This window comes from Agarivorans sp. TSD2052 (assembly GCF_023238625.1).
In the GTDB taxonomy this organism is placed as follows: domain Bacteria; phylum Pseudomonadota; class Gammaproteobacteria; order Enterobacterales; family Celerinatantimonadaceae; genus Agarivorans.
In genome coordinates this window covers 691,557-704,117 of the sequence record NZ_CP096670.1, presented here as the reverse complement: position 1 = coordinate 704,117, position 12,561 = coordinate 691,557, and the positions used below count along the sequence as shown (strand labels likewise).

Here is a 12,561-nt window from a genome sequence, read left to right as displayed (position 1 = left end):
TTATTTTCATTAATAAGACCTAGTAAAAGTAGTTTGCCTAAATTAGAATAGACGTCCAGATGGTAAAACATCCATACGTATAAAATTCATTTTACGAGATTTAAGCATGGCTACTCATTTATTTACTTCAGAATCAGTTTCTGAAGGGCATCCAGACAAAATTGCTGATCAAATTTCTGATGCAGTACTTGATGCAATTTTAAAGCAAGACTCTAAGGCACGTGTAGCCTGTGAAACCTACGTAAAAACCGGCATGGTTATGGTTGGCGGTGAAATCACCACTTCTGCTTGGGTTGATATTGAAGAAATCACTCGCTCAACAGTTCGTGAAATTGGTTACACCCATTCTGATATGGGTTTTGATGCCGACTCTTGTGCAGTGCTTAATGTTGTGGGTAAGCAAAGCCCCGACATTAACCAAGGCGTAGACCGCTCTCGCCCAGAGGAACAAGGTGCAGGCGACCAAGGTTTAATGTTTGGTTACGCAACCAACGAAACCGATGTATTAATGCCAGCGCCTATTACTTACTCTCACTTATTGGTTAAACGCCAAGCCGAAGTACGTAAAAATGGTACTTTAGATTGGTTACGCCCGGATGCTAAGTCACAAGTTACCTTCGCTTACGAAAACGGCATTATTACCGGTGTAGACGCAGTAGTATTATCGACTCAACACTGTGACAGTATTTCAACCGCTGATTTACGTGAAGCAGTCATGGAAGAAATCATCAAGCCGGTGCTGCCTGAGCAATGGCTAAATAAAAATACTCAGTTCCACATTAATCCTACCGGTCGTTTTGTTATTGGTGGGCCAATGGGTGACTGTGGTTTAACCGGTCGTAAAATTATCGTAGACACCTACGGCGGCATGGCTCGTCATGGCGGCGGAGCCTTCTCTGGTAAAGATCCATCAAAAGTCGATCGCAGTGCTGCATACGCGGGACGCTACGTTGCCAAAAACATAGTAGCAGCCGGTTTAGCTGAACGTTGTGAGATTCAAGTGTCTTACGCTATTGGCGTAGCCGAGCCAACATCTATCAGTATCGAAACCTTTGGCACGGGTAAACTCAGCGAAGAAAAACTGATTGCATTGGTACGCAAACACTTCGATTTACGCCCGTACGGTATTCTGAAGATGTTAGATTTAGAGCGCCCAATCTACCAAGCAACTGCTGCCTATGGTCACTTCGGTCGCGAAGAGTTTCCTTGGGAGCAAACAGATAAAGCCGAGCTATTAAAAAGTGAAGCTGGCCTTTAAACCATTTTTGCATGAGTAGCTAAAAGCCTATAATCAATGATTATGGGCTTTTTTATTGTTTCACCCATTCTCAAAACCCTCCTCTACGCTTAAGAGCTAAGGCACTTCCTCTCATTACTCCCCTGAGTATTCCATGCTTGCTGCAAGTTGAGAGTCCGAATAACATATTTGCAGATACTCGCTCCACCAATAAGCGAAACACTCTGATTGCTTAAGCTAGGTAACACTATTAATAAAACAGGTATTTTATTAGAGAGATAATCCGCCACAAAGCGAATCTGGAAACTAATGAGAACAAAGAAAGGTCGATGATACTTATTTGCAGTCCCAAAAAACGCTCTCAACAAAGAGAGCGTCACTGCAGTTTTACTGGGCAATCAGCACTACGCTAAATCTTTATCTTTTAGTGACTCTACATTGCTCAATTGATTACTCAACTTGGTATTTGCGAAGCTTAAACTACTAATATCCTGGTTGGCTTCATTGACTTGTCTTTGTAACTGACGATTAAAGGTTTCACTTGCCTTAAGCTTATCTGAGAGCTCATCAAGGCTAGCTTTCAATGAACCATTATCGATCTTGCTATCAAGAAACTCTTCGTCAAGCTTACTTAGCGCCAATTTAGTCAAAATATGCCCATCTTGCTCTTTACGTAAGCTTATTTCTAAAGATTTTAGTTGCTGTTGTATTTGATTAATTTGGTGTTCTTTATCTAATAATCTTCCGTCAACATCAGACAAGCTATGATTCAATTGTAATTGCGAGTTTGCTGCGGCTAACTGACTACGAGCCTGAGTCAATTCAGCGGTTGCCTCTAAGTAATTAGACTCGATTTTTTCAATCCTACTTTCTAATTGAATTTCTCGTTGTTGGTATTGCTCTAATTCTGGTAGCACTTGTTCTAATTGGGCTTCAACACCGTTATTTAAGGTTTCTAAGGCCTGATTATTCCCGGTTAAATCGGCAATGCTGTCGGTTAGTTCTTGCTGCTGTTGATATAAGGCTTCAATGCTCTGTGCATCACTAAGGCATCGTTGCTCTAAAGTACTTACTTGCTCCCTTAGTGCTACCTCTCGGTCCAATATTGCGTCTTTATCCGCTTGGTCAATGACTGAATTTTCCAACTCAGTATTTAACTGGGTAAGCTGTTGCTCAAATTGTTCAAGCTGCTCTTTTTGTTGGGTATTCTCTTGCTTCAACTGCTGGTATTGTAGGCTTAACTCTTCTGTTTGCTGACTTGCCTCTAGGGTTTGCTGCTCAGAACTCACACTCAACTGTTGATTTAACTTGCTTAACTGCTCTGATTTTTCATGCAATTGCTGGTTATTGGCATTAGCTTGCTTCACTTGCTGGTCTAACTCTTGATTTTTCTGCTTAAGCTCTGCTAGCTCGAGAGTTAAACCAGAGTCTCCCTCTTGTAATTGCTTATTTTCTTGCTCTAAAAACTGATTAGCTTTAACCAGTTCGGTCACTCGGCCACTAATATCACAGTGTTCTTCGGTCAACTGTTTAGTATGGGCTAATTCTTGATCTAAGGCTTCACTCATTTCACCAAGCTGCTTGCGTAAAGCAAGTTCTGTTTCAGATTGCCTTGTCGTTGCAAGCGCATCACTCTCTTTATATTGAGCTAGCTCCTGCTCTGCAACTTGTAATTGTTGTATTAGCTCTGCATTAGCGGCTTCAATTTGTTGCTGCTGAAGGTGTTGCTGTTGTGAATTTACATTTGCTTGCTCAAGGTCTATACGAACAGTTTCAAGCTGATTCAGCAACTCTACTGAGTGTTGATTAGATTCATCTAATCGCTTGAGTTGTTCACTATTGTTAGCTGTTGAGGTATCCAATTGCTGTTGAAGTTCGACTAACTCCGTTTGCAGCGTATGGTGACGCGCCTCTGACTCGGCAAGAGCATGTTGATGATCGTGGATCAGCGACAAACGCCCCTCTTCCCATAGTTCTTGTTTCTCTTTGGTTAAACGTTCCACTCTAGCTTCAGTGGATTGATTTAATTGCACGAACCATTGGTTGAGAGACTCAGCAAAACCATTTGGTAATTCAGCAATAGCATGTTGCTGCCCATACATTTTTGCCAAGCGCTGTTGAGTACTGCAAATAACTTGATTGAGCTGCTCTGCTGGCACAATCTCGCCAGTTTGTTCTTTTATGTACTCAGCAAAAGCCTGCTCTTCTAAGCTGGCTCCTTGCTGAATAAACTGACAGGCCAATGTATCTAATTGTTCAACATCCATCGTATTTGTCCCAAAGACCGATCATTCCATGGTCTATTTACTACTCGCCCAATACAAGCACAGCAGAAGTATAGCTCTCCCATACATCTCGCTTGAGCACTAACATATCTAGCTAAAAAACTATCCATTAGTCCGACTATACCAATGCTTAATTTGCTGGATCAATCGGCAATATTTAAAACAGTTAAGAGAATCATCATATTGTGACTAAACAGGTGTAACGACATTACCTAAGTCTCAGTTTAACTGAGAGTATATCTATCTTTTTGAAAACTAAGTTCAACATTACTGGCCTGTAAGCAAGGGCGATAAGCCATCTATGACAGAGACAAAATCAGCAGATTGTCAAAAGTATTAAGGTTACACTTCTTATCAAGCGCTATTCTTTCGCTAATAGTTAACTTTATTAGTCGCTTGGCTCGATATAGCCAACATTTTAGTGCTATAACAAATGGGTACGTGTCTAAATTGAAGGTTAAAGATGAATTTTATTTCTCGCTCTGTGTGTATACTATTTTCACTGTTGGCAATCCAAACTCCTGTTTTGGCAACATCTCTTCAGCAAAGCCCCTTCTATGTAAACGGTGCCTATTACCACTTAGACAGTAAATTAGTCATGGGCCGAATTGAAAATATTTATTATTCAGGCGTAGAACAACTACAAGGTGTTGGCGTGCCCGCTAAAATCGATACCGGAGCAGACACCACATCAATTCATGCCATTAACATTAGCATTCACAGCGAACATCCAACGTTTTCCCAGTTGCAAGGTGAAGAGTTACTAGAAGCGATAGCCAACACTTTTGGCGACCCTGCAAGCGAATGGTGGTTAAGCAGTTTCGACACTCCCGAGCGGAACATCAAAGCCACCGTAAAGTTTGACTTAGTTCACCCCCGTACTGGAGAGCTTATCCCGCTTGAACGACCTTTAGCGCGATTAAGTGGAATTCAAGGTCGAGGGGATCACGGCATCCTTTACCGCCCAGTGGTAGAACTAGCATTGTCTGCTGGTGACATAACGGTAAACACAGCTGTTAACCTGACCGACCGTAGCGCCTTTTCTTATCCTATTTTGATCGGTAAAACCTTTCTACGCGAGCAAGCGTGGGTAGATTCCAGTTACGATTACTTACAGCAAGAACCCTTAGCCAGAATAATTGGCACTAAAGAAACAGCCTATTTAGATGAATTGCCATTGGCGGTGAGCGTGTCCTTAAAAAATCGCCGAACTAGCCTACATGCGAGCAATATTAAAATAGATGATAAAAAGCAACATGTGAGCTTTGAAGCTGAAGGTAAGAATCAAAAAACCAAAATGTATAGCTTACCGCTACTACGCATGCTTAAAATTGGCGAACACCATCACCCATTAGTGAATATACCTATTAGTTTTGGCCAAGAACTGAAACACCTAGAGGTGGTATTACGAGATCGTTCTCAGCGTAGTACTCAATTACGCTTAGGCAAAGAAGCCTTAAACCAATATTTCCTTATTGATTTAAGCGCCGAGTACTTAACAGACCAGCCTTTAAAATCAGCCATGGATGTGGTGAAACAAGCGCCGTTAATGATAACCCCTGAAGAAACACTATTAATCAATGATGTGGAACTACCGGCTGAACCTTCTTTTTCCGTTAACACTTCTTTACTGCGGGTAAAAACGTTAAAAACACTTGAAAGAAGCAGTAGTAAACAGACTTTGGCCGCATTTTCGGCGACAGATAGCCAAGGTAAAGTTTACTTATTTGAGCAAGCCATTGAACGAAACATAGTGGTGGGCGAGGTAACCCGCCCAGTGATCAGCCCGATGATTAAATATGCGGGAGAATACCACCAAACTGAAATAGCCTTAGAGCAGGCTTCTAGTGATGATCCTGAAATGCTAGCTATTGGCGAAAAATTTGTTACCGGTTCAATACTCATCAATACCCGCACTAGCCACATTTTAAGCAAACGGAATATCGTAAAGGCTGGCTATGTAGAACAAGCTAAGGTTGAAGATTTAGCCATTTCAGTAAAACTAGATACTGGTGCGGATGTCAGCTCTATGCATGCCGAAAACCTTCAATATTTCGAGCAAGACGGTAACACCATGGTGACATTCACCTACAGCAACGCAGAAGGATTAAAGCAGCAATTCACGCGTGAAGTGGTCGATGAGATGGTGATTAAAGCACGAGTTGGCGAAAAGGCTAATTCGCGCCCCGTCGTCTTAATGACCGTTAAGCTAGGTGAGGTAACAGAAATAGTAAAGGTTAATTTGCAAAACCGCGAAAACTTCAGCTACAGCATGATATTAGGTAAAAATTACTTACGCCATGGTTTCGTTGTTAGTAGTGATAAACGCTTTATATTGACCCCAAAACCTTAATCTTACTAACTCACATTTAAACCCTTGTTTTATATGGTGAGCAGGCAATAGCGAAATATTGATTTTAACTCGCTGTTTTTAAAAGCCTAGGCTATTTTTACTAAGTGTTAAATAACGCAGCAGAGACTCAAGCTAATGCTAAGAAAATCGACGTTGGGTTTGCTTTTAATGGGGTTAATTAGCTTTTTTAGCAACGCCAACACGTATACTGTTTACAGTATCAATGCTCCGCCTTTAACCATGCTAAACATTGAAAAAGCAGGAATCGTGGGTGATGTTGTCATTGAAGCATTTCAGCGCCTCGGGCACCAAGTGAAGCTTGAAGAACTCCCTTGGAAGCGCGCCCAGCGAATCGTCAGCCAAGGCGATAATACCTTCATTATGCCCTTGGCCTTATTGCCAAGTCGCGAGGCCAGTTTTACCTGGATTGCCTATATCATGGACTTAGAACGTAGTTTTGCAACTACCCATTTAGCCATTAACAGCTACCCACAAGCCCATGCTCAGTTAACCAAAATAGGGGTGGGTCAAGGCTCTGCACAAGCGAATATTCTACGTAGCAAAGGCTTTTCCAAAAGTCAGATTGTAGAAATAAAAATAGGGCCAGCTGCCGCACAAATGCTCCAACTAGGAAGAATTGATGCTTGGTTCAATGGTACTCCCGAATCTATTTGGTATTGGAATCAGCAATTCCCCAAAAAATCTTTGATTATCGGTAATGCAGTTGAGTCTAATTCGTTGTTTTTAGCGGCATCTAAAAAAGCAGACGCCGAATTAGTGCAAGCTCTCGCTCTTACCATTCAACACTTACACGACGAAGGTTTTGTCGAGAAAACTAAACAGCGCTATTTAGGTGGCATCAACCAATGACCTACACGACCTCAAACACTTAAACCATTGATTGGCCGATGCTTACTCATATTGTTTAGCTTTATTGATTAAGGGCACGATGGTGGAGCCTTGCACCAAGATTGAAAACACGACCACCGCATAGGTCATAACTACAATGATTTCGCGTACATCGATATTTTTACCAGGAAGAACCATCACTCCAGCGGGCACCGACAAAGCCATAGCTAACGCCAAGCCACCACGTAATCCTCCCCAAGTAAGAATAGGCACAGACATTGGATTGTAGGATTTTACCAGAACAAATCCCAGATAAGGCAAGCCCACACTTAGCAAACGGCTCAGCAACACTAAGGGGATCGCTATCAATGCCAACCAGCCATCTTCAATATGAAATGTGAAACTAATTAGCACTAAACCAATTAATAAAAACAGCAGGTTATTTAGAAACTCTTCCAGCACATGCCATAGGTGGTCAAAACTATGCTTACTGGCTTCGGTAAAATATTTTCCACGAGTAATATTACCAATATATATGCCGGCAACTACCATCGCGAGCGGACCCGAAACGCTAATATGCTCTGCAAATACAAACCCGGCGGTGGGTATCGCTAAACTAATCAGTAACTCTAGTGAGTCATCATCGGTATATTTAATCAAATAATTGGCCAATAACCCTAGTGCAAGTCCATAAATAACACCGCCCCCTGCGTCCTGAAAGAACAGCCAAGCCACTGCTGAACCACTAAGCTCTTGATGAGTAAAAGCGATGCCAAATACTGAGACAAACATCACCAAACCAAAGCCATCATTAAATAGTGATTCGCCTTCAACTTGAATCGATATTTGTTGTGGAGCCTGCATTTTTTTTACAATGGCTAATACCGCGATAGGGTCAGTAGGCGAAATTAACGCACCAAACAACAAACAGTAAATGAAGTCTAAGGGCAGCCCTATCCAGGGTAATGCTAGCCACAGTAACCCGGCAACCAGAAAGCTCGATAACACTGTAGAGAATAGGGCCAGTACGGTGATTTCGGCCCCTTGGGCGGCTAAGTGTTTTAGGTTAATGCCTAAGCCACCCGCAAACAGCAAAAAGCCTAACATGCCGTGCAACAATACATTTTGAAAGTTGATGCTATGTATCGGTTCAAGTAACTGCGGATAGTCTGCTAATAGACCCGTTTTACCCAACAATATCACCAGCAACGACAGCACCATTGATGCGGCTGTAATGGTAATCGTTGATTGCAATGAGCCAACTTGACTATTCACATAGGCAATCAACAGCGCTAAGGCAGATAAGTAACAGAGGCTATAATAGGTTTCCAAGTATCAATTCCTAAGTTGAATACCCAAAATAAACTGAAGGTATAGGACAATGTAGGTTCAAGTATAGGAGAGCAAATAGGATTAATTTTAAAAGGCCCGCAACATAGCAGGGCCTTAAGTGTCTGCTGGAGCCGCAGGTTAGGTTTGCATTGCTCGCAACACCTCTAAGCAAGCGCCCATGGTGTGATAGTCAATTTTAGCGCCAGGACTGGCGACCAAGGGATCGATCACCTCCCCTTCTCGATTCAAGACTCGCCACCAAGGTTGGTGCTTAGCACCACAAAATTGTTGCCAGCTATACTTCCATATACTGTCGTAGGCACTCCAATACTCTTGCTTGCCCGTGGCAGTGGCTAATAATGCCGCTGCAGCAAACGATTCAGCTTGAACCCAAAAATACTTATCGTCATCACATACCGTTCCGTCTGGAGCCAAACCATAATAAAGCCCTCCATGTTGATGATCCCAAGCTTTTTCAACCGCATATTTAAATAGCTTTTCAGCACAAGGAAGCAACCAATCTGCATTATGATGTCGAGATAACATCACCAGTAATTTACTCCATTCGGTCTGATGACCAGGTTGAAAACCCCAGGGGCGATATAGATTTTTGGGATCATTTCGGTTGAACTCCCAATCTACTCGCCAATCTGTATCGTAATGCTCCCAGATCAAACCATCAGTAGTGAAGCTTTGCCGTAAACAGATATTTTGAGCAATAGTAATCGCCCGATTTAAATAGCGAGACTCTTGAGTGGCTTCGTAGGCAGCGATCATTGCTTCACAGGCGTGCATGTTGGCGTTCTGTCCGCGATAGTCATTGAGGCTTTGCCAATCGGCACTCGCCTCATCAGCATATAAGCCCCACTCAGCCTGCCAAAAGCGTTGCTCCATGAGCTCATAAGTCATTGCTAGCTGCTGCCTCGCACCCACTCGCCCCATTTTTACTGCCGCCGAATACATCAACACTACAAAGGCTAAACCATAACAGTAATTTGTCTGCTCAATGGGGCTGTTGTCATCTATCACCCAATTGTAAGCATGCCGCTCGGGGTCATAATGTTGACTCTCCACATAGCTGAAACCATGCTCGGCTAAATCAAGAAAGGCTGTGTTTTGTTCACGTAAGCCCACATGAGCAAATATATACGCTAAGCGGGTAGAGCTAACTAATTGTTTAACGGAGTGATGCTGCGCATCACCATTGGGCAATAAAGCCTGAAAATAACCACCTTGTGGATCAACCGCATGCTGTTGATAGAACTCGCAAAGAGATAAAACATGTTGCTGAAGAAACTGAGAACTGCGAAACACCGGAAGCATAACAACTCCTTGTTTAGAACAAATAATGGGCCGCCTTACACGGCGCACAGCGCCCCGCTTAGTTCCCCACACACAGTGCGATCTCAACCATCGGGTAGCCATCTGCACTGCAGATTGCTCGCTATAAAGACTGGCGTTAACGTTACACAGAAAAGCCTAATAGGTCATCCCGTTAACAACTAAACAGCGTGCTGATGGGAATGAATCCTACTGATTAATCTTTCCGCGTAGTTGTTTGGTTTGGCCTCGCTGAGTCTTCTTATCCATGCGACGTCGTTGCGACCCATAAGTTGCTTTGGTTGGACGGCGAGTTTTCTGCACCACCACGGCGCTCACTATCAGCTCTTTTAAACGCAATAAGGCATCTTCTTTGTTACGTTCTTGGGTTCGATGGCTCTGCGCTTTAAGTATAATGACACCGTCTTTACTAATCCGTTGATCATTAAGCTTAAGCAAACGTTCCTTATAAAAAGCAGGCAAACTGGAACGTTTGATATCAAAACGCAAATGAACCGCACTGGACACTTTATTGACGTTCTGGCCGCCGGCCCCTTGGGCTCTAATAGCGCTTAATTCTATTTCCCACTCAGCAAGGGTTACACTATTGGAAATTTCCAGCATTATTTATTACAGCCACATCAGGGAAATAGATTGATTCACAGTATAACAAACTCAAGCTATCGAATTAACTATCAACACCATTATGCGGTAAAGCCTTAGGCTCATTTTTCAATATCTGCTCAAAGTCGTTTACCGCCAAAGGTTTTGAAAACCAAAAACCCTGACCAAAATCACAACCTGCATCGCGTAGTAGACTGCGCTGATGTTCGGTTTCGATTCCCTCAGCAATCACCTTGATACCCAACTTATGCGCCATCACAATAATCGCTTTACATACAATAAGGTCATCACCATCCAAGACCAGGTTGTGAATAAACATTCTATCGATCTTCAAGTAATCAATATCAAACTTTTGCAGATACGCTAAAGAAGAATATCCAGTACCAAAATCATCTAAAGCTATTTCAACCCCTGCTTCACTAAACGCTAACAATTTATTGTTCACTATTGGGCTAGCGTCCATCAATAAACCTTCGGTAATTTCCATTACTACATCGGCGCTAGATAAACCCGCTTGTTCTAGCTCTATTAGCCACTGATTTACATCACACTCAGCTTCATAATACTGCTTGGGAGAAGTATTAATACTGAGTTGAATAGTAGGTAAGCCTTGTTCTTTCCATTGTTTTAGCTGCGCAACTGCCGAACTAAACACCCAGTTACCAATCTCAACCACTACCCCTGTTTCTTCGGCAACGTGAATAAAATCACTGGGGCTAATCCACCCACGAACAGGGTGTTTCCAACGGACCAATACCTCAGCTTTTAATAGTTCACCAGTAAGCAAGTCCACAATAGGTTGATAGTGAAGGTGTAATTGCTGCTTTTTAACCGCTTGACGCAAATCATTGGCTAAGGAATGCCTATTTTGAGCTTGTTCTTGTAAAGACGCAGTGAAATAACTCAGTCGATTACGCCCCTGCTGCTTAGCAACGTACATCGCTTGGTCGGCATGCTTAAGTAAGTCTTCGATCTTAGTACCATCTTGAGGCGAAAACGCGACCCCAATGCTGGTTGATATATAGACCCGCTCAATGCCTAATTGAAAAGGGGTGCTGAGAGTTTTAAGTACTGCATCTCCCACTTCAGCTGTTCTATTGAAGTCGCTGTTCTCTTTAAGCAAGATAATGAATTCATCGCCACCCAATCTGGCGACATGCTCATCGTGTGCAATACAATGCTGAATACGTTGAGCGGCAATTTGTAACAGCATATCGCCCATATCATGGCCAAGTGTATCGTTAATCCCCTTAAACTGGTCTAAATCCAGTAGCATTAATCCAACGACCTCTTCGTCATGACGCGTCGCTAAAGCATCACTTAATATGCGGTTTAACATACGACGATTTGGCAGCCCCGTAAGCGGATCAAAATTGGCTTGCTGCCAGACTTGCTCTTCGGCTTTTTTGCGGACGGCAACTTCCTTACTAAGTGCCGCGGTGCGTTGCTTGACGCGCTGCTCAAGCAGTGTCCGACTAGTATATACCTCACCAGCCATGGCATTAAACTTGGCTATCAACGCCGCAATTTCAACCGGGATAAACCAACGCTTGGCATTAACAAACTTACCCATCTCTCCTAAGCTTATCCCTTGAGCTGTATCTACAACTTGGCGAATAGGCCGCACAATGACACACGACAAATACCATGTTATCACCCCGACAAAAAATACACATAACATGGATACCCAAAAAGTATATTGCTTAAGTTGTAGGGAGTTAGAGTGCAGTTCAGCAATAGGTTGAGGCACCATTACCCCCCAACCGGTATTCTCAACTCTCGCAAAACCAGCAATCATATCTTGTTGCAAAGCGGGAGAATAAAAGCTTGTCACTCCAAAAGCGTGCTGTTTTACGGCCAATACCGGTTCAAGACTAGAGATGTCTTTAGCCCGTTGCCACCACTGCGTGTTGGGATGAGCAAGCACTCTGCCGTATTGGTCAAACATTGCCATGTGCCCCAACTCACCAAAACGGATTTCAGTTTGCAGTTGTACAAAATAATCGGTTTTTAAAGCCGCCATCAAAAAGCGCTCATGCCCCTGATAAATAACCATAAAAATCGAAGGGGATGTTACTCCCTCAGACACCACTCCACTAAAAACCACCTCGCCTTTGCTAGCGCGAGCTAGGCCCATCGCTACTTGCAACTGAGCAGGCACAGAGGTGAACAAGCTAATTTTTTGATCGTTGTAGAAAAAACGTTGCCCGCGGCCTAGCTGCCACTCCAATAACGCGTACATATTCACGCTTCGAAGCAAAGGGTAAAGTTCCTGGTGAAGGCCTTGCTGTAAGATTTGTTGATTAGCACTGCTAAATACTGCCGCCGTATCAAGGGCATAACGTGACAAAGTGATACTCAAGTTACGAGCAATTAAGAGATGCTTTTCTTGCACCATAGATGTTTCACTTTGTTGCACCTGATGTTGCACCCAAAAGCTCACCATTAAAGTGGGCAATAGCGCTGCAGACATGCAAATAACAAATAATATATATCGAAGAGAAAGCGGCCGTGTCATCCATGAGTGCCAGAAAAATAAAATCGATGGCCGATTTTACATC

The 12,561-nt window shown here is 43.0% G+C and carries 8 protein-coding genes; 3 read left to right on the top strand and 5 right to left on the bottom strand.

Annotation, left to right across the window (positions count from 1 at the left end):
- Positions 1-106 precede the first annotated feature (106 nt).
- Positions 107-1,258, top strand: a complete 1,152-nt coding sequence (gene metK / locus M0C34_RS03270) for a methionine adenosyltransferase (protein ID WP_248714228.1) — start codon at positions 107-109, stop codon at positions 1,256-1,258.
- A gap of 383 nt (positions 1,259-1,641) precedes the next feature.
- Here metK and M0C34_RS03265 read toward each other — a convergent pair whose 3' ends face one another.
- Entirely contained in the window at positions 1,642-3,504 is a 1,863-nt protein-coding gene (locus M0C34_RS03265; protein ID WP_248714227.1) for a coiled-coil domain-containing protein, read from the bottom strand.
- 481 nt (positions 3,505-3,985) lie between these two features.
- Here M0C34_RS03265 and M0C34_RS03260 point away from each other — a divergent pair, with 481 nt between their 5' ends.
- A complete protein-coding gene (locus M0C34_RS03260) occupies positions 3,986-5,875 on the top strand; it encodes a putative ATP-dependent zinc protease (protein ID WP_248714226.1) in 1,890 nt (629 codons plus the stop codon).
- 168 nt (positions 5,876-6,043) lie between these two features.
- Complete coding sequence (locus M0C34_RS03255) at positions 6,044-6,745, top strand: substrate-binding periplasmic protein (RefSeq protein WP_248714225.1); 702 nt, start codon at positions 6,044-6,046, stop codon at positions 6,743-6,745.
- A gap of 42 nt (positions 6,746-6,787) precedes the next feature.
- Here M0C34_RS03255 and M0C34_RS03250 read toward each other — a convergent pair whose 3' ends face one another.
- From M0C34_RS03250 to M0C34_RS03235, 4 genes are all read right to left on the bottom strand, one after another.
- A complete protein-coding gene (locus M0C34_RS03250; protein WP_248714224.1) occupies positions 6,788-8,056 on the bottom strand; it encodes a cation:proton antiporter in 1,269 nt (422 codons plus the stop codon).
- A gap of 138 nt (positions 8,057-8,194) precedes the next feature.
- Complete coding sequence (locus M0C34_RS03245; protein WP_248714223.1) at positions 8,195-9,379, bottom strand: AGE family epimerase/isomerase; 1,185 nt, start codon at positions 9,377-9,379, stop codon at positions 8,195-8,197.
- 207 nt (positions 9,380-9,586) lie between these two features.
- Positions 9,587-10,000: an alternative ribosome rescue aminoacyl-tRNA hydrolase ArfB gene (gene arfB / locus M0C34_RS03240; RefSeq protein WP_248714222.1), complete on the bottom strand. Its 414-nt coding sequence runs from the start codon at positions 9,998-10,000 to the stop codon at positions 9,587-9,589.
- A gap of 64 nt (positions 10,001-10,064) precedes the next feature.
- Entirely contained in the window at positions 10,065-12,473 is a 2,409-nt protein-coding gene (locus M0C34_RS03235) for an EAL domain-containing protein (RefSeq protein ID WP_248714221.1), read from the bottom strand.
- Between the last annotated feature and the right edge of the window lie 88 nt (positions 12,474-12,561).